Origin of the sequence: Plantactinospora sp. WMMC1484 (assembly GCF_049315195.1) — a bacterium.
GTDB lineage: Bacteria > Actinomycetota > Actinomycetes > Mycobacteriales > Micromonosporaceae > Plantactinospora.
Genome location: NZ_CP186055.1, coordinates 940,589 through 964,164, shown reverse-complemented (window position 1 = coordinate 964,164; position 23,576 = coordinate 940,589). Strand labels below are relative to the sequence as shown.

20 protein-coding genes and 1 pseudogene are annotated in these 23,576 nt (G+C 72.8%); 11 read left to right on the top strand and 10 right to left on the bottom strand.

Annotation, left to right across the window (positions count from 1 at the left end; all coding sequences use genetic code 11):
- Nucleotides 1–21: 21 nt before the first annotated feature.
- Entirely contained in the window at nt 22–1,431 is a 1,410-nt protein-coding gene (gene murD / locus ACN28C_RS04265; protein ID WP_422772281.1) for a UDP-N-acetylmuramoyl-L-alanine--D-glutamate ligase, read from the bottom strand.
- Nucleotides 1,432–1,616: 185 nt separating this feature from the next.
- On the opposite strand from murD, the gene ACN28C_RS04260 reads away from it, so the two are divergent.
- From ACN28C_RS04260 to ACN28C_RS04250, 3 genes are read left to right on the top strand one after another with little or no spacing between them, the layout of a single operon-like run.
- Nucleotides 1,617–2,285, top strand: coding sequence for a TetR/AcrR family transcriptional regulator (locus tag ACN28C_RS04260; RefSeq protein WP_422772280.1), 669 nt, complete (start codon nt 1,617–1,619; stop codon nt 2,283–2,285).
- Nucleotides 2,279–4,012 carry an ABC transporter ATP-binding protein gene (locus ACN28C_RS04255; RefSeq protein WP_422772279.1) on the top strand — a complete coding sequence of 578 codons (1,734 nt, stop codon included), beginning with the start codon at nt 2,279–2,281 and terminating at the stop codon, nt 4,010–4,012. Before ACN28C_RS04260 ends, ACN28C_RS04255 begins: the two co-directional genes overlap by 7 nt.
- Nucleotides 4,009–6,027 carry an ABC transporter ATP-binding protein gene (locus ACN28C_RS04250; RefSeq protein WP_422772278.1) on the top strand — a complete coding sequence of 673 codons (2,019 nt, stop codon included), beginning with the start codon at nt 4,009–4,011 and terminating at the stop codon, nt 6,025–6,027. Before ACN28C_RS04255 ends, ACN28C_RS04250 begins: the two co-directional genes overlap by 4 nt.
- Before the next feature lie 63 nt (nt 6,028–6,090).
- Here the strand turns inward: ACN28C_RS04250 and ACN28C_RS04245 are convergent, their stop codons facing one another.
- The 4 genes from ACN28C_RS04245 to ACN28C_RS04230 all read right to left on the bottom strand — a co-directional run bounded on the left by ACN28C_RS04245 (nt 6,091) and on the right by ACN28C_RS04230 (nt 11,612).
- Entirely contained in the window at nt 6,091–8,292 is a 2,202-nt protein-coding gene (locus tag ACN28C_RS04245; RefSeq protein WP_422774521.1) for a xanthine dehydrogenase family protein molybdopterin-binding subunit, read from the bottom strand.
- Between the two features lie 2 nt (nt 8,293–8,294).
- Nucleotides 8,295–9,290, bottom strand: coding sequence for an FAD binding domain-containing protein (locus ACN28C_RS04240; protein WP_422772277.1), 996 nt, complete (start codon nt 9,288–9,290; stop codon nt 8,295–8,297).
- A gap of 2 nt (nt 9,291–9,292) precedes the next feature.
- Nucleotides 9,293–9,751, bottom strand: coding sequence for a (2Fe-2S)-binding protein (locus ACN28C_RS04235; protein ID WP_422774520.1), 459 nt, complete (start codon nt 9,749–9,751; stop codon nt 9,293–9,295).
- A gap of 190 nt (nt 9,752–9,941) precedes the next feature.
- Nucleotides 9,942–11,612 (bottom strand): DUF885 domain-containing protein, encoded by a 1,671-nt coding sequence (locus ACN28C_RS04230; RefSeq protein WP_422772276.1) that lies wholly within the window; start codon nt 11,610–11,612, stop codon nt 9,942–9,944.
- A gap of 249 nt (nt 11,613–11,861) precedes the next feature.
- On the opposite strand from ACN28C_RS04230, the gene ACN28C_RS04225 reads away from it, so the two are divergent.
- Nucleotides 11,862–12,920, top strand: a complete 1,059-nt coding sequence (locus ACN28C_RS04225; protein ID WP_422772275.1) for a DMT family transporter — start codon at nt 11,862–11,864, stop codon at nt 12,918–12,920.
- Here the strand turns inward: ACN28C_RS04225 and ACN28C_RS04220 are convergent.
- Nucleotides 12,906–13,979: a PHP domain-containing protein gene (locus tag ACN28C_RS04220; RefSeq protein WP_422772274.1), complete on the bottom strand. Its 1,074-nt coding sequence runs from the start codon at nt 13,977–13,979 to the stop codon at nt 12,906–12,908. The two genes, ACN28C_RS04225 and ACN28C_RS04220, sit on opposite strands and share 15 nt — an antisense overlap.
- 51 nt (nt 13,980–14,030) lie before the next feature.
- Between ACN28C_RS04220 and mtnA the strand changes: the two genes are divergently transcribed.
- Nucleotides 14,031–14,999: an S-methyl-5-thioribose-1-phosphate isomerase gene (gene mtnA, locus ACN28C_RS04215; RefSeq protein ID WP_422772273.1), complete on the top strand. Its 969-nt coding sequence runs from the start codon at nt 14,031–14,033 to the stop codon at nt 14,997–14,999.
- Here the strand turns inward: mtnA and ACN28C_RS04210 are convergent.
- Entirely contained in the window at nt 14,971–16,020 is a 1,050-nt protein-coding gene (locus ACN28C_RS04210) for a prephenate dehydrogenase (RefSeq protein ID WP_422772272.1), read from the bottom strand. The two genes, mtnA and ACN28C_RS04210, sit on opposite strands and share 29 nt — an antisense overlap.
- 56 nt (nt 16,021–16,076) lie before the next feature.
- On the bottom strand, nt 16,077–16,859 hold the full coding sequence (locus tag ACN28C_RS04205; RefSeq protein ID WP_422772271.1) for a M23 family metallopeptidase: 783 nt from the start codon (nt 16,857–16,859) through the stop codon (nt 16,077–16,079).
- A gap of 512 nt (nt 16,860–17,371) precedes the next feature.
- On the opposite strand from ACN28C_RS04205, the gene ACN28C_RS04200 reads away from it, so the two are divergent.
- From ACN28C_RS04200 to ACN28C_RS04185, 4 genes are all read left to right on the top strand, one after another.
- Entirely contained in the window at nt 17,372–17,737 is a 366-nt protein-coding gene (locus ACN28C_RS04200) for a hypothetical protein (RefSeq protein ID WP_422774519.1), read from the top strand.
- Between the two features lie 147 nt (nt 17,738–17,884).
- A complete protein-coding gene (locus ACN28C_RS04195) occupies nt 17,885–18,052 on the top strand; it encodes a hypothetical protein (RefSeq protein WP_422772270.1) in 168 nt (55 codons plus the stop codon).
- A gap of 184 nt (nt 18,053–18,236) precedes the next feature.
- Nucleotides 18,237–18,782 carry a tRNA adenosine deaminase-associated protein gene (locus tag ACN28C_RS04190; protein ID WP_422772269.1) on the top strand — a complete coding sequence of 182 codons (546 nt, stop codon included), beginning with the start codon at nt 18,237–18,239 and terminating at the stop codon, nt 18,780–18,782.
- Nucleotides 18,779–19,342: a nucleoside deaminase gene (locus ACN28C_RS04185; RefSeq protein ID WP_422772268.1), complete on the top strand. Its 564-nt coding sequence runs from the start codon at nt 18,779–18,781 to the stop codon at nt 19,340–19,342. The genes ACN28C_RS04190 and ACN28C_RS04185 overlap by 4 nt, the downstream gene beginning before the upstream one ends.
- 464 nt (nt 19,343–19,806) lie before the next feature.
- Here the strand turns inward: ACN28C_RS04185 and ACN28C_RS04180 are convergent.
- Nucleotides 19,807–20,949: pseudogene (locus tag ACN28C_RS04180) on the bottom strand (sensor histidine kinase); the annotation flags it as partial.
- Nucleotides 20,946–21,602, bottom strand: a complete 657-nt coding sequence (locus ACN28C_RS04175; RefSeq protein ID WP_422772267.1) for a response regulator transcription factor — start codon at nt 21,600–21,602, stop codon at nt 20,946–20,948. The pseudogene ACN28C_RS04180 and the gene ACN28C_RS04175, both read right to left, overlap by 4 nt.
- Nucleotides 21,603–21,733: 131 nt before the next feature.
- On the opposite strand from ACN28C_RS04175, the gene ACN28C_RS04170 reads away from it, so the two are divergent.
- Nucleotides 21,734–22,279, top strand: a complete 546-nt coding sequence (locus ACN28C_RS04170; protein ID WP_422772266.1) for a hypothetical protein — start codon at nt 21,734–21,736, stop codon at nt 22,277–22,279.
- Between the two features lie 245 nt (nt 22,280–22,524).
- Nucleotides 22,525–23,574: a peptidoglycan-binding protein gene (locus ACN28C_RS04165; RefSeq protein ID WP_422772265.1), complete on the top strand. Its 1,050-nt coding sequence runs from the start codon at nt 22,525–22,527 to the stop codon at nt 23,572–23,574.
- Nucleotides 23,575–23,576: the final 2 nt, after the last annotated feature.

The window sequence follows — 23,576 nt, the reverse complement described above, 5'->3', positions numbered from 1 at the left end:
CTCGCCGTCCGTGCACCGACGCTAGCCGGCGGTCTCCTCGATCGCCTGCCGGAAGACGCGGGACCGGTGCGCGTAGTTGTCGAACCGGCCGTAGCTGGGCGCGGCCGGTGAGAGCAGCACCACCCCGCCGGCCGGGGTGTGCTCCCGGCCGAGTCGGACCGCCCCCATCAGGTCCTCGGCGGTCAGCGTGGTGATCGTGTCCAGGTCCTTGACCGCGTCCAGGATCCGTGGCCCGCTGTCCGGGATGCCGATCAGGGTCGCCACGACCTCCTGCCCGGCGAGGAAGTCGCGCAGCGGTGTGTAGTCCACCCCCCGGTCCTCACCGCCGACGATCACGGTCAGCGGACGCGTCGCGTACGCCTCGATGGCGTGGATCGCCGACTGCGGGATCGTCGAGAGCGAGTCGTCCACGAAGGTGATTCCTGAGGGGTCCTCGATCGGGGTGAGCCGGTGCTCGAGCACCGGCAGGGTGGCCAGGGCGGCGGCCAGCCGGTCCCGCTCGGCGGCGCAGTCGACGCCGACCGCCCTTAGCGCGGTGAGCGCGACGCAGAGGTTCCACTCGTTGTGCCGCCCGACGAGCGGCAGCGCGGTACGCGGAAAGAGCGGCCGGTCGCCGAGGTGTATCCAGCGGGCGCCGTCCGGGGCGACGGCCACGTGGAACGCCGGCTCCCCGGCTGCGTTGGATGCCGGCTCCCCTGTGGCGCCGGATGCGGTGGTCGAGCCGGCCGGGTGCAGCGGCAGCCCGGGCCGGGCACCGAGTTCGGCGCGGAGCCGGTCGTCGTGCGCGTTGAACACCACCGCGCGGGGCCCGTGCGCGACGAGGTTCAGCTTGTGCCGGTAGTACTCCGCCTCTCCGCCGGCCCAGTCCAGGTGTTCCGGGGCCAGCGAGGTGAGCACCGCCACCTCGGGCGAGTCGGTGAGGTCGGCGCACTGGTACATGGAGAGTTCGAGGACGTAGCGCCGCGCGGGGGGCAGATCGAGCACCGGGACGCCGATGTTGCCACCCATCACGTTGGGGTGGCCGGCGGCGGTGAGCAGGTGACTGATCAGGTTGGTGGTGGTGCTCTTGCCCTTGCTGCCGGTGACTCCGATCGTCGTGGCCGCGTGCTCGGCCATCCAGAGCGCCGTACCGCTGGTGATCGGGATGCCGCTTTCGCGCAGGCGTACCACCCAGGGGTGGGTCTCGCCGATCACCGGGGACCGGACCACCACGTCCGACCGGAGCAGTGCCTCCAGGGCGGCCGGGCCGGTGTGCAGCGGGGCCAGCTCGGCGAGCCGGCCCGTCCAGGGTTTGGCGGCGTACGTCTCGCGGTCCATCACCGCGACCAGGTCGGCCGTTCCGACCGGGGCGATCGCGTTGATCGCCGCGACGCCCTCCCGGCCGGTGCCCCAGACCGCGACCCGCCGGCCGCGCAGATCCGCCAGTTGCACCTGACAACTCCCTCCGGTACGCGCCCAAACTCTAGTCCCGCACCACCCGGCTCCGGGCGGGGACGTCGAGGTCGGTGAGCAGCACCGTGCCCCGACGGGCGCCACGAGTGTGAGCTGCCACACTGCGGCGGGTCGCGCCGGAAAATCGGTTGTGAGTGAGTGGCTCACTCATTAAGGTTGCCGCCGTGAACTCCCAGACCCCCTCGGGCCGGGCCCGACCGCTGCCGCCGGACGAGCGGCGCGCCGCCCTGATCACCGCAACCCTGGAGTTGATCACCGAACACGGGGTCAAGGTCACCACCCGGCAGATCGCCGAGGCGGCCGGGGTGGCCGAGGGGACCATCTTCCGGGTCTTCCCGCACAAGGACGGGCTGGTCAGGGTGGCCGTCGAGACGGCACTCGACCCGGCGCCGCTGCTGGCCGAGCTGGCGGAGATCGACCTTGACCGCCCGCTGCCGGAGCGGCTCACCGAGCTTGCCGCGATACTCCAGCGCCGGCTCACCAGCATCTTCAATCTGCTGCACTCCGTCGGTATGCACGGGCCGCCCGAAGACCCGGCGGCCCGGAGCACGGAGCGGGCGACTCCGCACCCGCCGAACGAGGAGATTCACCAGGCCGTCGTCCGGGTGCTGGAGCCGGACCGCGACCGTTTCCGCTATCCGCTTCCCGAGGTGGCCCGGCTGCTGCGCCTGCTGACCTTCGCCGGCTCGCATCCGCGGATCACCGACAACGAACCGCTGCGCCCCGAGACGATCGCCGCCGTGCTGCTGGACGGCGTACGGGAGCCGGGTGTACCGGAGCCCGGAGCGGTGGATACTGACCGACCGGACGATTCGGGGGATCGTCGATGCTGATCCGACTACTGCGTACCCATCTGCGGCCCTACGGCCGGCCGCTCGGTGCCGTGGTGCTGCTGCAACTCGTCGGCACCATGGCCACGCTCTACCTGCCCAGCCTCAACGCCGACATCATCGACCGGGGGATCGCCCGGGGCGACACCGGTTACATCGTCGGTACCGGCGGCTGGATGCTGCTGATAACCGGGGTGCAGATGGCCTGCACGATCGCCGCCGTCTATCTCGGCGCCCGCACCGCGATGAGCTTCGGCCGGGACGTCCGGTCGGCGGTCTTCTCCCGGGTGATGAGCTTCTCCGGGCGCGAGGTCGGCCAGTTCGGCGCGCCCTCGCTGATCACCCGCAGCACCAACGACGTGCAGCAGGTGCAGATGCTTGTCGTGATGACCTGCACGATGCTGGTCGCGGCGCCGATCACCCTGCTCGGCGGCGTCGTCATGGCCCTGCGCGAGGACGTCGGGCTCTCCTGGCTGATGCTGGTCTGCGTACCGGTGCTGGTGCTCTCGATCGGGCTGGTGGTCCGCCGGATGGTCCCGCAGTTCCGGATGATGCAGACCCGGATCGACACCGTCAACCGGGTGCTGCGGGAGCAGATCACCGGCATCCGGGTGGTCCGGGCGTTCGTCCGCGAGCCGTACGAGACCCGCCGGTTCGAGACGGCGAACGAGGAGCTGACCGCCACGGCACTCCGGGTCGGTCGGCTGATGGCGTTGATCTTCCCGATCGTGATGCTGGTGCTCAACGCCTCCAGCGTGGCGGTGCTCTGGTTCGGCGCACACCGGATCGACTCGGGGCAGATCCAGATCGGCGCGCTGACCGCCTTCCTGAGCTACCTGATGTTCATCCTGATGTCGGTGATGATGGCGACCTTCATGCTGATCATGGTGCCGCGCGCGGCGGTCTGCGCCGAACGGATCATGGAGGTGCTCGGCACCGGATCCTCGGTCGTCCCGCCCCGGCAGCCGGTCCGCGAGGTGCCGCTCCGCGCCGAGCTGGAGCTGCGCGACGTGCGGTTCCAGTATCCGGGGGCGGCGGCTCCGGTGCTCCGGGACGTCTCCTTCACGGTCCGGGCCGGCCAGACCACGGCGATCATCGGCAGCACCGGTGCGGGCAAGAGCACCCTGCTCGGGCTGGTCCCCCGGCTCTTCGACGTCACCGGCGGTGCGGTACTGGTCGACGGGATCGACGTCCGCGAACTGGACCCGGAGCTGCTCTGGGAGCGGATCGGCCTGGTGCCGCAGCGGCCGTACCTCTTCTCCGGCACGATCGCCAGCAACCTCCGCTACGGCAGGCCGGACGCGACCGACGAGGAACTCTGGGCCAGCCTGGAGATCGCCCAGGCCCGCGACTTCGTCGAGGCGCTGCCGGAAGGGCTGGAGGCTCCGGTGGCGCAGGGCGGGACGAATCTCTCCGGCGGGCAGCGGCAACGACTGGCGATCGCCCGCGCCCTGGTCAGCCGGCCGGAGGTCTATCTCTTCGACGACTCGTTCTCCGCGCTCGACCTCGGCACCGACGCCCGGCTCCGCGCCGCGCTGCGGCCGGTCACGGCGGACGCCGCGGTGGTGATCGTGGCGCAGCGGGTCTCCACGATCCTCGACGCCGACCAGATCGTCGTGCTGGAGGGCGGGTCGGTGGTCGGCATCGGCCGGCACGCGGAACTCCTGGAGAGCTGTCCGACCTACGCCGAGATCGTCGAATCGCAGCTCACCGTGGAGGTGGCCGCATGAGCCAGCAGACGGCCAGGGCGACACCGGCCCGGCTACCCGGCGGTGCCGGCGGGCGCGGCCCGGGCTGGATGTCCACCGGGATGCCGGCCGAGAAGTCGATGGACTTCGGCCCGTCGGCCCGCCGGCTGCTGGGCCGGCTCCGGCCCTACCGGCTCCAGCTCGTCGCGGTGATCCTGCTGGCGGTCGTCAGCGTCGGGCTGTCGGTGGCCGGGCCGAAGATCCTCGGCTACGCCACCGACGTCATCTTCGCCGGGCTGATCGGCCGCCAGCTACCGGCCGGCGCCACCACCGAACAGGCGGCCGAGGCCGCCCGGGCGGCCGGCAACGACGGTTTCGCCGAGCTGCTGTCCAGGATGGACGTGGTCCCGGGCGCCGGCATCGACTTCGGGCGGCTCGGCCAGATCCTGTTGCTGGCGCTGCTGCTCTTCCTCGCCGCCAGCCTGCTCGGCTGGCTACAGGGATACATCCTCAACGGCGCGGTGCAGGGCGCGGTCCGGCAGCTCCGCTCCGACGTGGAGGCGAAGCTCAACCGGCTGCCGCTGCCGTACTTCGACGGGCAGCCCAGGGGCGAGCTGCTCAGCCGGGTCACCAACGACATCGACAACATCGCGCAGAGCCTGCAACAGACCCTCAGCCAGTTGCTCACCTCCCTGCTCACCGTGGTCGGCGTACTGGCGGTGATGTTCTGGATCTCGCCCCTGCTGGCCGTGGTGGCGCTGATCGCGGTGCCGGCGTCGGTGCTGGTCACCAAGCAGATCGCGAAGCGTTCGCAGCGGCAGTTCATCGCGCAGTGGACGCACACCGGCGCGCTGAACGGGCAGATCGAGGAGGCCTTCACCGGGCACGAGCTGGTCAAGGTCTTCGGCCGGCAGCGCGAGGTCGAGGCGGCCTTCGCCGCCAAGAACGAGGAGCTGTTCAAGGCGAGCTTCGCCGCGCAGTTCGTCTCCGGCATCATCATGCCGTCGATGATGTTCATCGGAAACCTGAGCTACGTGCTGATCGCGGTGATCGGCGGGCTGCGGGTGGCGTCCGGGGCGATGACCCTCGGCGACGTGCAGGCGTTCATCCAGTACTCCCGGCAGTTCACCCAGCCGCTCACCCAGGTCGCCTCGATGGCGAACCTGATGCAGTCCGGGGTCGCCTCGGCGGAGCGGGTCTTCGACGTGCTCGACACCGACGAGCAGAGCCCGGACCCGGCCGAGCCGGCCCGGCTCACCGAGCGGCGCGGCCGGGTCGAGTTCGCGCACGTCTCCTTCCGGTACGAACCGGAGAAACCACTGATCGACGACCTCTCCCTGGTCGCCGAGCCGGGGCAGACGGTGGCGATCGTCGGCCCGACCGGCGCCGGCAAGACCACCCTGGTCAATCTGATCATGCGCTTCTACGAGCTCGACGCCGGGCGGATCACCCTGGACGGGGTCGACCTGACCGAGCTGCGCCGGGACACGCTCCGCGGCGAGATCGGCATGGTGCTCCAGGACACCTGGCTCTTCGGCGGGACCATCCGGGACAACATCGCATACGGCAACCCGGAGGCGAGCGAGGAGCAGATCCTCGAGGCGGCGAGGGCGACCTTCGTGGACCGGTTCGTCCGGAGCCTGCCGGACGGCTACGACACCGTCATCGACGAGGAGGGCAACAACGTCAGCGCCGGTGAGAAGCAGCTCATCACCATCGCCCGGGCGTTCCTGGCCGACCCGTCGCTACTGATCCTGGACGAGGCGACGAGTTCGGTCGACACCCGCACCGAGGTGCTGCTGCAACGGGCCATGGCCGCGCTGCGGGCGGACCGGACGAGCTTCGTGATCGCGCACCGGCTCTCCACCATCCGGGACGCCGACCTGATCCTGGTGATGGAGGGCGGCCGGATCGTCGAGCAGGGCAGCCATGCCGAGCTGCTCGCCGCGCAGGGCGCGTACGCCCGCCTCTACCAGGCGCAGTTCACCCAGCCGGTCGCCGACGTGGAGCCGGTCGGGGCGGCGGCCCCCGCCGGCCCACCCCGGCCGAGGGGGTGACGACCGGCGGGCGGACGAGGCGGTGCCGAGAGCAAGCAGTCGGAGCAGCGCCGGAGCGACGGTTCAGAGCAGCTGCTCGATGGTGATGGGCAGGGAGCGGATCCGCCGGCCGGTGGCGTGGTGGACGGCGTTGGCGATCGCGGCGGAGATGCCGGGTAGGCCGACCTCGCCGACCCCCTTGGTGCCGATCGGGGTGAGCCGGTCGGGTGCGCCGACGAAGACGACGTCCACCTCGCCGATGTCGGCCTGCACCGGCACCAGGTAGTCGCCGAGGTTGGCGTTGCCGATCCGGCCGGTGCGGGCGTCGGTCAGGGTCTCCTCGAAGAGCGCCTGGCCGATCCCGCCGACCGTCCCGCCGAGAATCTGGCTGCGGGCCAGCTTCTCGTTGAGGATCCGGCCGCCGTCGACCACCGCGACCACCCGGGGGATCCGCAGCAGCCCGAGGTCGGGGTCGACGTGCACCTCGACGAACTTCGCGGCGAAGGCGCCGGCCGGCGCCATCCCCACCTGCTGCGCCTCGGGCGGGGCGCTCGCCGCCTCGGCGGTCAGCTCGTCGAGCCCGTGCCGGGTCAGGATCGCGACGTAGCTCTCGCCCCGCCCGGGATCCGCCCGCTGGTGGATGCGTCCGTCGCCGACCGCGACATCGTCGATCGTGCAGCCGCGTAGCGGTGACTCGGGATCGTCCGCGACGGTGTCGAGGAAGCGCCCGATCAGCTCGCGGCAGCTCGCGTAGACGGCGTTGCCGAGCGCGCCGGTCAGCCCCGACCCGCCGGCCTGCGGTGACCAGGGCATCTCGGAGTCGCCGAGGTCGAACCGGACCTGGGCCAGGTCCAGCCCGAGCAGCTCCGCCGAGAGCTGCCGCATCACCGTGTAGGTACCGGTGCCGATGTCGGTGGCGGCGCTGCTGACCTGGGCGGTGCCGTCCCGACCGATGCCGGCGCGGGCCTCGCAGCGCACCTGCCACCACAGGTAACTCACCCCGGCCATGCCGTAGCCGACCAGCCACCGGCCGTCCCGCATCGCCCCGATCCCCGGGTCGCGGCGGGACCAGCCGAACCGTTCCGCGCCCACCTCGTAGCACTCCCGCAGCGCCTTGCTCGACCAGGGCAGGCCGTACTGCGGCTGTGTCTCGGCGTAGTTGCGCAGCCGCAGCTCCAGCGGATCCATGCCGAGGCGGTAGGAGAGTTCGTCGAGCGCCGACTCCAGCGCGAAGTTGCCCTGCGCCTCCCCGGGTGCCCGCATCGAGCCCGGACAGGGGATGTTGAGCCGCCGCTGCCGGTCCCGGTGCGCCACGTTCGGGCAGGCGTACGAGTTGCCGCTGACCGCCGCCACCGGCTCCGGGTTCTCGTCCTCCATCGCCACGGTCTGCAGCGACTCGTGCTCGATCGCGACCAGTTCGCCGCTGCGCCGGGCGCCGATGCGGATCGTCTGCACCGTGTCGGGCCGGTGCCCGACGCCGGTGAACATCTCCGGGCGGGAGAGCACCAGCTTCACCGGCCGCCCCACGGTACGGGCGGCGAGCACGGCCAGGATCACGTGCTGCCAGACCCGCAGACCGGAGCCGAAGCCGCCGCCGACGTACTTCGCGTACACCCGCACCGCCGGCTCCGGCAGCCCGAACACCTCGGCGATCGTGCTGCGTACGTTGGCGGGCCACTGTGTCGAGTCGTGCACGGTGACCCGGTCGCCCTCCCAGGCCGCCACGGTGGCGAAGAGCCCCAGGGGATTGTTGGTGTTCTCCGCGGTCCGGTAGGTCGCCTCGTGCACGACGTCGGCGGTGCCGAGCGCGGCCGCGACATCCCCCCGCTCGGCGTCCATGTCGAACGGGTTCGTGAGCACGTTTCCCCGCGGGTCGTCGATCTCCAGCACCGGGTCGGCGCGTTCGTAGTCGACGGTGACGGCGCGGGCCGCCGCGGCCGCCTGGTACGGCCGCTCGGCGACCACCACCGCCACGTACTGCCCGTTGTGCAGGATCCGGTCGTCCTGCAGCGGCGGGGGCGGGGTCGGCCCGAGGTTGTTCTCCGGCCCCCGGTTGAGCCGGGGTGCGGTGCGGTGGGTGAGTACCGCCAGCACGCCGGGCATGGCCTCGGCGGCGGCGGTGTCGACGGCCCGGATCCGCCCGGCGGCGATGGTGCTGCGGACCGGCGCCGCGTGCGCCATCCCCGGATAGCTGACGTCGGAGGGGTACGCTGCCGCGCCCGTCACCTTCAGCGGCCCGTCCACCCGGTCGATGCCGGCCCCGACCACGGTGGTCGGCTCGGTCATGGTCACGGCCGCTCCTCCGCCACGGTCTCCAGCGCCCGCACGATCGTGCGCCGGGCCAGTTCCGGTTTGAACGCCGTGCCGGGCACGACGAAGACGTCCCGCAACTCGGCGGCTGCCGCCGCCCGGAACGTCTCGGCGACCGCCGGGGCACCGGTCAGCACCTGCTCGGCCGCGCGTGCCCGCCACGGTACGGTCCCCACCCCGCCGAGCCCGATTCGGGCTTCGGCGATCATGCCCTGCTCGAGCACGAGCACGGCGGCGACCGAGACCAGGGCGAACTCGTACGAGGCGCGGTCGCGTACCTTGAGGTAGCCCGACCGCGCCGCCGCCGGCAGCAACGGGACGGTCACCGCGGTCACCAGGTCGCCGTGCCGCAGCACCGTCTCGACGTCCGGCCGGTCGCCGGGCAGCACATAGAACTCGGTAAGCGGGATCTCGCGCTCGCCGTCGACGCCCCGGACGTGCACCACCGCGTCCAGCGCCACCAGCGGTACGCAGAGATCCGAGGCGTGCAGTGCGATACAGCTCTCGCCCGCACCGAGGATGGCGTGCATCCGCGCCGCCGCACCGGTGATGGCCGCGCAGCCGGACGACGGCGTCCGCTTGTTGCAGTCCGGCACGGTCGGATCCCGGAAGTAGCGGCAGCGGGTGCGTTGCAGGAGGTTCCCGCCGATCGTCGCCATGTTGCGGAGCTGGGGCGACGCTCCGGCGAGCAGCGCCGTGCGGACCAGCGGGAGGCGCCGGGCCACGGTCGGGTCGGCGGCCATCTCCTCCATCGTGGTCAACGCGCCGACCCGCAGCGTCCGGTCGTCGGCGGTGATCCCGGTCAGCGGCAGCCGGGTGATGTCGACCAGCCGCTCCGGGTCGAGGATGCCGTCCTTGAGCATCAGGTCGACCTGGGTGGTGCCGCCGGCCAGGAACTGGGCGGCGGGGTCGGCGCTGACCAGCGCCACCGCGGCGCCCACGTCGTCGGGGCGCAGGTATTCGAAGGCACGCACGGCTACCGAACCCCCGCCCCGGCGGCCTCGCGGATGGCGGCGAGGATGTTCGGGTACGCGCCGCAGCGGCAGATGTTGCCGCTCATGAACTCGCGGATCTCCTCGTCGGAGCCGGCGCGTCCCTCACGGAGCAGCGCGACCGCCGACATGATCTGCCCCGGGGTGCAGTAGCCGCACTGGAAGCCGTCGTGGCGGAGGAACGCCTCCTGCAGCGGGTGCCCGTGCCCGTCGACGGCCAGGCCCTCGATGGTGGTCACCTGCCGCCCGTCGCACTGGGCGGCGAGGGTGAGGCAGGCGAGCACCCGCCGGTCGTCGAGGAGCACCGTGCAGGCGCCGCAGGCACCCTGGTCGCAGCCCTTCTTGGTGCCCACCAGACCGAGGTCGTCGCGGAGCGCGTCGAGCAGGGTCACCCGGCCGTCCAACCGCAGCCCGTGGTCGGCGCCGTTCACGGTGAGGGTCAGCGCGACCTCGGCTCCGGTCGGCGCGGGCGGGCGTGTCCGCTTCCCGGTCCCGTCTTCTCGACTCACGTCTCCTCCATCGGCTGGATGGCCCCATCACCGGCAAAGAGGAGTATTCCGCGCGATTCACGTCAGTATCGAAATATCGACCAAGGAGCATGCGCCGGGTGCCGCACGGCGTCCGCCCGGCCCCCTAGATCCGGGCGAGCGCGGCGCGGAGCGGATCCAGGCCGATCGAGCCGAGGTTCAGCGCCGCCCGGTGAAACTCCTTCAGGTCGAAGTCGGCACCCTTGCGGGCCTTTGCGTCGGCCCGGGCCTGCAGCCAGATCCGCTCACCGACCTTGTACGACGGTGCCTGCCCCGGCCAGCCCAGGTAGCGGTTCAGCTCGAAGCGCAGGTTCTCGTCCGGCACCCGGCAGTGCCCCCGCATGAACTCCCAGCCCAGCTCCGGGGTCCAGCGCTCACCCGGGTGGAAGCCGAACGGGTTGTCGCGGGGAATCTCCAGCTCCAGGTGCATGCCGATGTCCACGATCACCCGGGCCGCCCGGAACGCCTGCCCGTCGAGCATCCCGAGCCGGTCACCGGGGTCGGCCAGGTAGCCCAGCTCGTCCATCAGCCGCTCGGAGTAGAGCGCCCACCCCTCGCCGTGCCCGGAGGTCCAGCAGAGCAGTCGCTGCCAGCGGTTGAGCAGGTCGGCGCGGACCTGGGTCTGTGCCACCTGGAGGTGGTGGCCGGGCACGCCCTCGTGGAAGACGGTGGTCACCTCGCGCCAGGTCGAGAACTCGGTGATGCCCTGCGGCACCGCCCACCACATCCGGCCCGGCCGGGAGAAGTCCTCGCTCGGGCCGGTGTAGTAGATGCCGCCGTCGCTGGTCGGCGCGAGGCAGCACTCGATCCGGCGTACCTGCTCGGGGATGTCGAAGTGGGTGCCGTGCAGCTCGGCGACCGCCTTGTCGGCCAGCGCCTGCATCCAGTCGCGGAACGCCTCCTTGCCCTGGATCCGCCGGGCCGGGTCGGCGTCGAGGGCGGCCACCGCCGCGTCCACGGCGGCGCCCGGACCGGCGATCTCCGCCGCCACCGCGCGCATCTCGGCCTCCAGCCGGGCCAGCTCCTCGAACCCCCAGGCGTACGTCTCGGCAAGGTCGACCCTGGCGCCGAGGAAGTACTGCGAGGCGAGCTCGTAGCGGTCCCGCCCGGCCGCCTGCCTGGCCCGGCCCAGCGGGGCGAGTTCGTCGCGGAGGAAGTGCCCGAACTCAGCGGTGGCGGCGGTGGCCGCGGCCGCGCCCCGGCGCAGGTCGGCGGCGAGCGCCGGCTCGGCCTCCAGCCGCTCGGCGAGGCTGTGGAAGAAGTTGTCGCCGTCCGGGTCGGTCCAGATGTGGCACTGCTTGGCGACCTCGAGAATCTGCGCCCGGGGGCTGACGTGCCCGGCCCCGGCCGCCGTCCGCAGCGTGGTCTTGTAGCCGTCGAGCGCGCCCGCGAACTGGTTGAGCCGGGCGGCGACGTTACCAACCGCCTCGGCGCCCTCGGTCGGCATCAGGTCGAAGACCTGCCGCAGCTCGTGCAGCCCGCTGGCGATGACGTTGAGCTCGCTCGTCGTCTCGCCGGCCTCGTAGCGGGCCACCTCCAGGCCCAACCGCTCCTGCATCGCCTCCTTGGCGGTCCGTTCCGCCTCGGAGTCCGGCTCGGTGCCGTCGAGTTCGGCCAGCGTACGCCGGGTCAGCTCGGCCTGCGCCGCGTAGCCGTCCGGCGAGAGGTCGCCGAGCTGGTCGTCGTAGCCTCCGATGCCGACGAAGGTCGCGCCGGCCGGATTGAGCCGGGCCCACTCGTCGACGTAGCGGTCGGCCAACTCGTTGATTCGTCCCACGCCCACGACCCTACGTGATCGATGCCGTCGCGCTCATCCGCGATACGCCGGGTAGGGCCGCGCGGGTCGCGGAGGTCGTCGCGCCGACACCGCGCCGTGCCGCCGGTCCGGTCAGGGCAGCAGTTCGCGCGGGTGAAAGTCGATCTTGGAGGTCGACGGGAGGGACCCATTTATGCGAGTGGTGTGTCACCGAACACGAGGTCCGGAAATCGCGCGACAATGTCGTACCCCTGGCGCAGAGTGTCAGGGGTGAGCGCCGTTATCACCCCTGACACCGTCGCCCTCCGGTCGTGGCTTCCGGGCTTCGTCGCGCTCGGTGCCATCTGGGGATCGAGCTTCCTCTTCATCAAGGTCGGCATCAGCGAGCTGCACCCGGTCCACGTCACCCTCGGCCGGGTCGGCGCGGGCGCGCTCACCCTGCTCGTGGTGCTCGCGGTGCTCCGCGACCGGCTGCCCCGGGACCCGGTGCTCTGGCTGCACACCGCCGTCCTGGCGGCGGTCGGGGTCGCGCTGCCGTTCACCCTCTTCGGCTACGGCGAGCAGCGGGTCTCCTCGATGCTCGCCGGCATCTGGAACGCGACGACCCCGCTGCTGGTGCTGCCGCTGGCGGTGTTGGTCTTCCGCACCGAGCGGATGACCGCCCGTCGGGCCGCCGGGCTCGGCCTCGGCTTCGCCGGGGTGCTCGTGGTGCTCGGAGTGTGGCGAGGGCTCGGCGGTGCGGAGTTCACCGGCCAGTTGATGTGCCTCGCGGCGGCGGCCTGCTACGGGGTGTCGATCCCCTACCAGAGGCGGTTCCTCGCGGGCCGGGCCGAGTCCGGGCTGGCGATCTCCGTCGCGCAGTTGCTGATGGCGACGGCACAGCTCGCGATCGCCGCGCCGCTGATCGCCGGTGCCCCGCCGGTGCCGACCCGGCTCTCGGCCGAGGTGGTCGCCAGCGTGCTGGCGTTGGGCGCGCTCGGCACCGGTCTCGCCTTCGTGATCAACATGCGCAACATCCGGCTGGCTGGCGCGAGCACGGCGTCGATGGTCACCTACGTCATCCCGGTCTTCGCGGTGCTGATCGGCGTGCTCGCGCTCGGTGAGCACCTTGCCTGGTACCAGCCGGTCGGCGCGGCGATCGTGCTGGCCGGGGTGGCGGTGTCGCAGGGACTCTTTTCCGGCCGGCGGCGTCGCCCCGTCGCACCGCCGGCCGTCGCCCCGGACCGGTGGCAGGTACGCCGGCACAGATCCCGGCGCAGCTGGCGACCCCGTCCGCCCGTGCGTGCCGAACCCCGAGCGCGTGTGACGAACCGGTCAGCCCACGTGTGAGCCGGTCCAGTCGACCAGTTCCCCGGCCGACCAGGTGTTGACGACCCGCTCCGCCGGTACGCCGCACCGGGCCGCCCGCTCGCAGCCGAACCGCTGCCAGTCGAGCTGCCCGGGGGCGTGCGCGTCGGTGTCGATGGCGAACCGGCAGCCCGCCTCCACGGCCAGCCGGATCAGCCGCTTCGGCGGGTCCTGCCGCTCCGGCCGGGAGTTGATCTCGACGGCCTTGTCGTGCTCGGCGCAGGCGGCGAAGACGGCCTCGGCGTCGAAGTCGCTCGGCGGCCGGGTGCGGGCCCGGTGCCCCCGGTCGCCGGGACCGGTGACCCCGGGCGGCCGGGACGAGACCATCCGCCCGGTGCAGTGCCCGAGGATGTCCAGGTGCGGGTTGGCGATCGCCGCCAGCATCCGCTTCGTCATCCGCGCCCTCGGATCCCGCAGATTGCTGTGCACCGAGCCGACCACCACGTCGAGGCGGGCCAGCAGCTCCTCGTCCTGGTCCAGCGAGCCGTCCTCGAGGATGTCGACCTCGATGCCGGTGAGGATCCGGAAGCCCTCCGGCAGCGCGTCGTTGACGGCGGCGACATGGTCGAGCTGCCGGCGCAGCCGGGCGGCGGTGAGGCCCCGGGCGACGGTCAGCCGGGGAGAGTGGTCGGTGAGTACCAGATATTCGTGGCCCAGCTCGACGGCGGCGAGTGCCATCTCCTCGATCGGCGAGCCCCCGTCGGACCAGTCGGAGTGGCTGTGGCAGTCGCCGCGCAGCGCCGCCCGCAGCGCGGTGGCCTCCTCGTCCAGGTCGAGCCCCTCGGTGGCGTGCAACCGGCGGAGATAGACCGGCTCCTCGCCGCGCAGCGACTCGGTGACGGTCCGCGCGGTCACGTCGCCGACACCGGAGAGTTCGGTCAGGGTGCCCGCCCCGGCCCGGGTCGCCAGCTCCTCGGCGGGCAGCTCGGCCAGGGTCCTGGCGGCCGACCGGAACGCCCGGACCCGGTAGGTCGCCTCGTTCGCCCGCTCCAGCAGGAAGGCGATCCGGCGCAGGTCGGCAACGGGATCCCGCTCGGTCATGGGCCCACGGTAGTCGCCTCGTCGATCGACCGGTCCCGTACCCTGGCGGTCGTGCGCACGATCGACTGGGTTGACGGTGCCGTCGAACTGATCGACCAGACCGCCCTGCCGGGCCGGCTCACGATCCTGCGGATCGACACCGTCGAGGAGCTGGTCGCGGCGATCCGGCGGCTCGCCGTACGCGGCGCTCCCGCCCTCGGCGTGGCCGGTGCGCTCGGCGTCGCGCTCGCCGCCCGGCAACCTGGCGATGTCGCGTCGGCGGTACGCCGACTGGAGACCGCGCGCCCGACGGCAGTGAACCTGGCCCGAGGCGTACGCCGGGCCGCCGCCCGGCTGCCGGAGGGGGCCGACGCGGTCCTCGCCGAGGCGCTGGCCGTTCGGGACGAGGAGATCGCCGCCTCCGCCGCGATGGCCGCCCGGGGTGCGGACCTGCTCGCCGAGCTCTGCGGTGCCCGGCCACGGCTGCTCACCCACTGCAACACCGGCGCACTGGCGGCGGTGGTCGGCGGCACCGCGCTCGGGGCGGTGCTGGAGCTGCACCGGCGGGACGCGCTCGGCGCGGTACTTGCCAGCGAGACCCGGCCGCTGTTGCAGGGGGCCCGGCTCACCGCCTGGGAGCTGGGCCGGGCCGGGGTGCCGTACCGGGTGGCGGTGGACGGGGCGGGCCCGTTCCTGATGGCCCGGGGCGAGGTCGACGGGGTGGTGCTGGGCGCGGACCGGATCTGCGCCAACGGCGACGTGATCAACAAGATCGGCACGTACGCGCACGCCCTCGGCGCCCGCCGGGCCGGCATCCCGTTCGTCGTCGTCGCGCCGGAGTCGACGGTCGACCCCGACACGGCCGGCGGCGAAGAGGTCGAGATCGAGGACCGGGGCGCCGACGAGGTGCTCTCGCCGTCGACGCGGCCCGACGGGGTCGACGCGGTCAACCCCGCCTTCGACGTGACGCCGCACGAGCTGGTCACGGCCATCGTCACCGAGCGACGGGTGATCAGGCTGGATCGGGCGGAGCGGGTCTGACCCCGGTGACCGTACGCCGGTCGCCGGAGACCCGGGTAACCCAGCCACCCGAGCGGCCCAGCCGGAGCAGCGCGTCCGGCCGGGCCGGCAACTCCACGGGGATGCCCGCCCGGGGTGGCCAGGCCCGCCGGGCCGCCGAGCCGGGCGCCAGCCAGCCCCGCAGCGCACCGATCGGGTCCGCCGAGCCGACCGCCGCGCGGGCCTGCTCGAGCGCGTCCAGTACGGCGTCCAGGGCCGGGCCGACCGCGAGCGCGTTGCCGCCGCACATCGCCGCCACCAGGTCCGGCCGGGTCGCGGCGACCCGGGTGCCGTCCCGGAACGAGCCGGCGGCCAGGGTGCCGGCGAGCGGGTCGTCGGCGGCGACCGCCGCGATCGCGGTGGCCAGCAGGTGCGGTACGTGGCTGACGGCGGCCACCGCCCGGTCGTGCTCGGCGGCGACCGCCGGCACCACCCGGGCGCCGAGCGTGGCGACCAGCGCCGCCAGCTCCAGCCAGTCGGCGACCGAGGTCTCCTCCGGTTCGAGGCAGAGCACCCAGGCGCAGTCGGTGAAGAGCGCCGGGTCGGCGGCACCGAACCCGGAGGTCTCCCGGCCGGCCATCGGATGCCCACCGACGAATCCGGCGCGCCGGTCGGCGCCGTCGCCTGGATGTGCGTCGGCCGGGCGGTCGTCGTCCCGGCGCCTGCCGCCCAGATGCTCGTGGACCAGCAGGCGTACCGGCTCCTTCACCGAGGTGACGTCGGTGAGCAGTCCGGTGTATCCGGCGGCGGAGAGTTCGTCGAGGACCCCGGCGACCGCCGGCAGCGGGACGGCGATCACCACCAGGTCGGCGGTGGCCACCGCGTCGCGTACCGTCCGGGCGATCTGCCAGCGCTGTGCCGGCGGCGCCTGTGCGGCGGCGGTCCGGGCGGTGGCCCTGGTTGCCGGATCGGCGTCGTAGCCGAGCACCGCATGACCGGTCGAGGCCAGTGCCCGGAGCACCGAGCCGCCGATGAGACCGAGCCCGATCACCGCGACGTCCACGCCCGGAACTCTCGCACACCATGAGAGGTCACGGTGCTGCCGGGCAGCCGGCGCGGCTACGGTGCCGCCGGGCAGCCGTTCGCCGCCCGCCAGCTCCTGACCTTGGCCGCCGGTGACGTGTTCCGCTTCTTGCGCCAGGCGTCCAGGAACGACGCCGGCCAGACCACGCCGCGTCGGATCCACCAGTCGGCGGTCTTCTGGCACGGCGGCGAGATGCCGAAGTGCAGATGGCAGACGTTGTTGGCGTTGCCGGTCCGGCCGACCGTGCCGACCTGCTGGCCGGCGCGGACCCGGACGCCCGCCTCGATGCCGCCGGAGACGCTCGTCAGGTGCGAGCCGTAGTAGCGCACGCCGTCGTCACCGAGCAACGAGACCGACTTGCCGCCGTTCTCCGGCCCCTGCGGACCGGACTTGCTGTAGCGGTCGATCCGGCTCACCTCGAGGATCCGGCCACCGGTCACGGCGACCACCGGTGAGCCGCAGTTGGCGAAGATGTCGGTGGCCGGGTACGCGGAATGGGTCGGGTGGTAGGCGACGTTCCCCGTCTGCACGGGGAAGACGTAGCGGTCGTTGCCGCTGGTCGTCGGCGGTGCGGCCGTCGGCTTCCGCGACGGCGTACGGCTCGGCGTGGCACCGGCGGTCGGCGTGGGCGCGGCGGTGGGCGTACCGTCGGCGGTCGCGCTCGGCGTGGACCGGTCCAGCGGCGCGAAGACCGGTGTGCCCGTCGGCTGCCGCGTCTCGGCGCAGCCTGCGACAAGCGCCGTCAGCAGCAGTACGGCGACCGGATACGCCCGACGCCGACGGACCCGACCCGGGCCCGCAGATCCTCCCCATGGCATCCGGTCATAGTGACAGACCGATCCCGAGCGCGCCGGCCCGGAATCATCGGCGTCGCCGGGCGTGCGGCCGGCGGTCGGATCCGCCGGGCGCCGGGTGCCGGCCGGGTAGGCTGCGAGGCGGTGCACCACGCGTACGGCCACGAGGTACGGCCACCGCGGCCACGAGGTACGGCCACGGCGTGACGGCGACCCGGCACGGTCGCCTCGGCCGGGCGGTCACGGCGGATGGTGGCGGGGAAGGAGCGGGCGTCATGGCGGAACAGCGGGCTTTCCAGCCCCGGTCCGGCCTGCCCCACCCCGGCCTGCCCCACCCCGGGCTGGACCAGCCCGGCCAGTCCGGTCCGCCGACCCAGCCGGGCGTACTCCGGTTCGGCGCCCCGACCCAGCCGGACGCGATCCGGCCGATGAGCCAGCCGGGGGTGACCGAGCAGACCGAGCAGAACGTGACTCAGCAGGGCGTGCTCCAACCCGGCACGCCGTACCGGACTCTCACTCCGCCCGGTGCGGGGCAGGTGTGGCAGGCACGGCATTCTGGGCACAGCCCCTCCGGGCTCTTTCCGGCGAGCCCACCGCCGGGGCAGACGCACCCGACCTACCGGGAGCCCCATCCGGTACGCCCCGGAGGCGTCACCGCCGCTGTCGCCGTCACCGCCGCGTGGCTGTTGGCCTTCGGGCTACTCGGTCGTGACCTGCGCGGCTACGCGCTCTGGACGCTGCTGGCCGGCGCCGTTGCCTGGCTCGTCGCGCTGCTGTTGACCAGCCGGGGCGACCGGGGAGCCGGCGCGGGCATTGCCCTGGCAACCGGGGTGGGCTGGGCGATCGCCTTCGCGGCCGTCGCGACGCGCTGGTCCACCAGCGGCGACTGGCCGTTGTGGTAGCGGGGCACCGGCCGACCGTCGGTGATCGCATGCCGCCACGGACCCGTACCGGGCGAAAACCCCTCACGATCGCGGCAAGGGGTGAGCCTACGACTGCGCTGCGCGACCGGCCTTGACGAACGGGGCGGGACTCGGCACTCTCGCGGTATGGCCTGGACAGAGCATCGGCTCGACCCCGACCGCAGCCGTCGCCGGTTGCAGCTCCTCGCCGAGCTCGCCGGGGCGAAATCGGTGCGCGAGCGCGAACATCCCCGACGTGCCCGCGCCGACCGGCTGCGTGAGTTGATCGCGACCCGCCGCCGGCTGGCGAGCTGAGCGGCCGACGACAGGCGAGCTGAGCGTCGACCCTGCCCACTTCGATTCCCCGGCTCTCCTTCGGGGCGTTGCGTGGGCTCGGCAGGTTACGACCGGATACCGTCACGCGTGACAGAGGGCCGGCTGTGGACCGAAAAGTCGGCTGTGTGGTGCGGCTGGGCGCCGCTGGGTAATTGGGGGGACCGTGTCGTACTTCGCTGCGGCCGTGGTGCGCCGCCCGTCCGGCTGGACCGCGGCAGAAGTTGATCTCAGTGGCGCCGGTGACATCGACGAGGTCGCCGACCTGCTCCGCGACGTCGACCAGGATGCCGAGATCTCCCTGCTCTTCGTCGAGTCCGACGACGCCTATCTGGCCGTCATGCGCCTGGACGAGGGCGAGGACCTGCGGGTCTTCGGTTCGGACTCGGCGTTCGCCGAGGAGTCGCGGCTCGGCGCCCTGCTGGTCGGCGACATCAAGGCTCCGGCACTGGAGATCGACGACGTTGTCGAGCCGGTGGAGCGCGGGGCGGGTAGGGCCGATGGCGACGACGACGAGGACGAGGACGAGCCGACGGTTGATCCGGACGCCGATCCGGTGGGTGACGCGGACCTCCTCGCCGACCTCGGCATATCGGCCCACCGCCTGCTCACGCTCTGCGCGCACGAGGGGATGCTGCCGGCCGACGTGACGGCGGAGATCTGCCAGGTCATCGGCTGTGCCACCGAGGTCGAGGAGCTTCGCGAGGCGTGACCGGCTCGGCAGGCCGACACCGCGGCGGAGCCGACCTGCCCGGCGAGCCACTGGTCGGGCGCCGGCACCGGCACGAGGCGTGGATGCGCCGCGCACTGGAGGTCTCCGCCGCGCCGGCCGGTCCGTCGGCGGGTGCGCCGTCGATGGGCGTGCCGGAGGTGGCGGCCGAGGCGCTGGCCGGCGACGTCCCGGTCGGCGCGGTCGTCTACGGGCCCGACGGTACGGAGTTGTCGAGCGCCCACAACGAGCGCGAGTCGACCGGTGATCCCACCGCGCATGCCGAGGTGTTGGCCCTGCGCCGAGCCGCCGCTGCTGTCGGTGCCTGGCGGCTGACCGGCTGCACTCTGGTCGTCACGCTGGAGCCGTGCACGATGTGCGCGGGTGCCCTGGTGCTCGCCCGGATCTCCACGCTCGTCTTCGGCGCGTGGGAGCCGAAGACCGGCGCCGTGGGCTCGCTCTGGGACGTCGTGCGCGACCGGCGCCTCAACCATCGCCCGGAGGTCTACGGCGGTGTACTGGAGGCCGAGTGCGCTGCCACGCTTCGCGCCTTCTTCCGCTGACTGTTGACCGTGCCGCTGCCCGACCGCGCCGCTGGCGCTTCCCGTCGGGGACGTACGGATCTCCGACGGATCTTAGAGGTTGTGCACACCCTTGTGGATAACCTTGGACGCCTGTGGAAAACTCTCGCGCCGGGTGTTGTCGCCAGCTACCGGGGCCAGGGCCGCCACCGGACAGGTTGGTGCGGGCTGCACCGGGCATGCTCAGCTCGGAGAGCGACCGGGCATGCTCAGCCCGGAGAGCGATCGGGCATGCTCAGCCCGGAGAGCGGGCCGTGCTGAGCGGCGACCGGCGGCCACTCCGCATCCGGCGGCGATCCTGACTGCGGCCCCGACCATGGGGCCTGCTGCGGTCCCGACGGCTGCGACCCGGGTTGTGGAGCCGGCTGCGACTCCGATCGTGGCACCGGCTGCGGCCCCCGTCGTGGCGCTGGCTGTGGCTCGGCGCCGATCGGTGACTCGACCGGCAGCAGCACCGTCACGACCAGCCCGCCGCCGTGCCGGGGCTCGGCCCGGACCGACCCGCCGTGCGCGGTGGCGACCGCCCGCACGATCGACAGCCCCAGCCCGAAGCCCCGTCCGCCACCGACCCGCTCCTGGCGTAACCGGCGGAACGGCTGGAACATCGTCTCGACCTCGTACCCCGGCACCACCGGCCCGGTGTTCGCCACGACCAGGGTGGCCCAGCCCTCCACCGTGCCGGTGTTGACCCAGACCTGCCCGCCGGCCGGCACGTTGTGCCGCACCGCGTTCTCCAGCAGGTTCTGGGTCAACCGCTCCAGCAGCACCGGATCACCGGCGGTGCGCGCCGGCTCCAGCTGCCGGTACACCGGCAGCTCCGTCCGCAACTGCTCCGCCACGTGCCCGACCACCTCGGCAAGGTCGAGCGGGGTACGGTCGACCACCCGCTGCTCCGAGTCGGCCAGGGTCAACAGCCCGTCGATGAGCCGTTCGTGCCGCTCGTTGACGGCCAGCAGCGTCTCGCCGAGCTGCGTCAACTCGACCGGTGCGCCCGGACGGGTGATCGCCAGCTCCAGCAGCGACCGGTTCAGCGCCAGCGGCGTACGCAGCTCGTGCGAGGCGTTGGCGACGAACCTCCGCTGCCCGTCGAAGGACTGGTCCAGCCGTTCCAGCATCAGGTCGAAGGTGTCGGCCAGCTCTTTGACCTCGTCCCGAGGGCCGTCCAGCGCGATCCGCTCGTGCAGCCCGCGGCCGGCGGTGTCGGCGCCGGCGATCCGCCGGGCGGTGCCGGTGATCTGGTGCAGGGGTTGCAGCGCCCGGCCGGCGATCAGCCAACCGAAGGCGAAGGCGGTCGCCGAGACCAGGGCCAGCGCGATACCACCCTGGGTGAGCAGCGTCTCCAGCGCGTTCTGCCGGGCCTCGTCCTGGATCCGCCGGGCGAAGACCCGGAGCTGTTCCGCGTCGCTCGGGCTGATCACCCGGTCCGGGGGCGGGTCCGGCAGCCGGGTCGCGTTCAAGGTTACCCCGAAGGTGCCGGGCATCCGCTGTTCGACGAGTACGTAGGTGACGGCGAGCAGAACCACGCCGGCGAGCAGGAAGAGGCCGCCGTAGACGAAGGTCAGGCGGGCCCGGATGGTCAGTCGTTTCACCGGATCTGATACCCCACTCCCGGCACGGTCTCGACGATCTGCGGTTCGCCGAGCTTGCGGCGCAGCTTCATCACGGTCACCCGTACCACGTTCGTGAACGGGTCGATGTGTTCGTCCCAGGCCCGTTCCAGCAGCTCCTCGGCGGAGACCACGGCGCCGCCGGCGCGCATCAGCTCGGCCAGCACCGCGAACTCCTTGCGGGAGAGTGTGACGTAGCGGCCGTCCCGGTATACCTCGTGCCGGGCCGGGTCGACCACCAGGCCACCCCGGGTCAGCTTCGGCGGGGTCGCGGGTCGGGCCCGTCGGATCAGCGCGTGCACCCGGGCGGAGAGTTCGACAAGCGCGAACGGCTTGATCAGGTAATCGTCGGCACCGAGCGCCAACCCGGCCACCCGGTCCCGTACGGCGGCCGCGGCGGTGAGCATCAGCACCCGGGTCTCGGCACCGCCCTCCACGATCGCCCGGCACACGTCGTCGCCGTGCACCACCGGCAGGTCGCGGTCGAGCACCACGACGTCGTAGTCGTTGACCCCGAGCCGTTCGAGGGCGGCGTCGCCGTCGTACGCGACGTCGACCGCGAACGCCTCCCGGCGCAGCCACTCGGCGATGGCGTCCGCCAGCAGCTTCTCGTCCTCGACCACCAGTATGCGCACCGTCCCATGGTGACTCGGCGCCGGATAACCGGGCCGTAAACGTCGACGGTTACGCCCCGGATACGCGCCTCCGGCTTGACTTCGTCCGTATCGGCCGGCGAACCGCGCCGGCCCACGGAAGGAGTTGTGCCATGCGCCGACGAATGTCGGGCATCTGGCTCGCCCTGCCCCTCCTCGGTCTCGCGCTCGCCGGCTGTGCCAGGGCCGCCGACGACGGGCCGGGGGTGGCCACCGCCGAGGGGGGCGGCGGAGCCGGCCCCACGGCGAGCGCCAGTGCCGCAGCCATGAGTGAGGACGACCGCCGCCGGGAGTTCGCGAAGTGCATGCGGGAGAACGGGGTTGAGATGCCGGACCCGGAGCCGGGCGAGGGCGGGATCCGGATCCAGCGCCGCCCCGGTGACGATCCGGCCAAGATGCAGGCGGCGATGGAGGCGTGCCGCCACCTGCTGCCCAACGGCGGCCAGCTGCAGCTCAACACGGAGCAGGTCGAGCAGTTGCGCAAGATGTCCACGTGCATGCGGGAGAACGGCGTGCCGGACTTCCCGGACCCGGGACCGGACGGCACCATGCAGCTTCCGGGCGGCGGCGCGCTGAAGATGGACGATCCGACGTTCCAGGCCGCCATGGAGAAATGCCGGGGCGAATTCCCGGTCCGGATCCGGGGTGGCGGCCAATGACGGCGGGCACCTCCGTGACCGGAGCCGGCCCTTCCGGAGAAGGGGCGGCCCCGGCCGCCGCCGAGCCGGCGGCGGCAGCTCCGGCGGCGGCAGCTCCCGCGGGCGCAGCTCCGGCGGGCGCAGCGTCGGCCGACACGGGATCGACTGCCACGGGATCGACTGCCACGGGATCGACTGCCACGGGACCGGCCCCGGCCAGCGGCAACCGGGCGGGACGGCGGCGACGGGGCGGCCGTACCCAGGCGGTGGCGGTGGTGACGACCGCCGTCGTGGCGGTCGCGGCCGGAGCCGCCGCCGCGCTCGGATTCGGCGGCGACGATCCGGGTACGGCGACCGCCAGCACCCTGCCACCGGCGAACGCCCAGGTCACCCGACAGACACTCGTCGACTCGGAAACCGCCGACGGTGAACTCGGATACGGCGAGACCCGCACCGTGGCGGCCCGCAAGGGCGGCACGGTCACCTGGACGGCCGCCGCCGGTGCCCGGATCACCCGGGGCAAGCCGCTGTACGCGCTCGACGACGCCAAGGTGGTGCTCCTCTACGGGAGCCTGCCGGCGTACCGGACGCTCCGTCCCGGCGACAGCGGGGACGACGTCGAGCAGTTCGAGAAGAATCTGAGCGCCCTCGGCTACGACGGCTTCACCGTCGACGACGACTACACCTCGGCGACGGCCGACGCGGTGCGGGAGTGGCAGGAGGACCTCGGTCTCGACGAGACCGGCCGGGTCGAGCTGGGCCAGGTCGTCTACGCGCGCGGCGAGGTGCGGGTGGAGAACACCGAGGCGGAGGTCGGCGACGCCGTGCAGCCCGGCGGGGCGGTGCTCGGCTACACCGCCACCACCCGGGTCGTCACCGTCTCCCTCGACGTCGACGACCAGCGGTTGGCCGAGCGCGGCGCCACGGTGACGGTGACGCTGCCGGACGGCGAGGAGGTGGCCGGCACCATCGCCGCGACCGAGACCGTGATCGAGACCAGCACCGGCGCCAACGGTGCCCAGGGCGAACCGGAGACGAAGATCGAGGTGACCGTGACGGCCGCCGACCCGAAGGCACTTGCCGGGTTCGACAGCGCCTCGGTCGACGTCTCCTTCACCGCCGCCCAGCGGGAAGATGTCCTCACCGTCCCGGTCGCCGCGCTGCTCGCCCTCGCCGAGGGCGGCTACGGGGTCGAGCTCGTGGAGGGCGACGTGACCCGGATCGTGGCGGTGCAGACCGGACTCTTCGCCGCCGGTCGGGTGGAGGTCTCCGGCGACGGACTGGCCGAGGGCGCGACCGTGGGGATGCCGAAGTGAGC

Bases quoted from the DNA above. Each gene is read 5' to 3' on its own strand.
- ACN28C_RS04255 (WP_422772279.1), top strand. From the start codon at position 2,279: ATGCTGATCCGACTACTGCGTACCCATCTGCGGCCCTACGGCCGGCCG.
- ACN28C_RS04250 (WP_422772278.1), top strand. From the start codon at position 4,009: ATGAGCCAGCAGACGGCCAGGGCGACACCGGCCCGGCTACCCGGCGGT.
- ACN28C_RS04245 (WP_422774521.1), bottom strand. From the start codon at position 8,292: ATGACCGAGCCGACCACCGTGGTCGGGGCCGGCATCGACCGGGTGGAC.
- ACN28C_RS04220 (WP_422772274.1), bottom strand. From the start codon at position 13,979: ATGACCGAGCGGGATCCCGTTGCCGACCTGCGCCGGATCGCCTTCCTG.
- ACN28C_RS04205 (WP_422772271.1), bottom strand. From the start codon at position 16,859: ATGCCATGGGGAGGATCTGCGGGCCCGGGTCGGGTCCGTCGGCGTCGG.
- ACN28C_RS04195 (WP_422772270.1), top strand. From the start codon at position 17,885: ATGGCCTGGACAGAGCATCGGCTCGACCCCGACCGCAGCCGTCGCCGG.
- ACN28C_RS04170 (WP_422772266.1), top strand. From the start codon at position 21,734: ATGCGCCGACGAATGTCGGGCATCTGGCTCGCCCTGCCCCTCCTCGGT.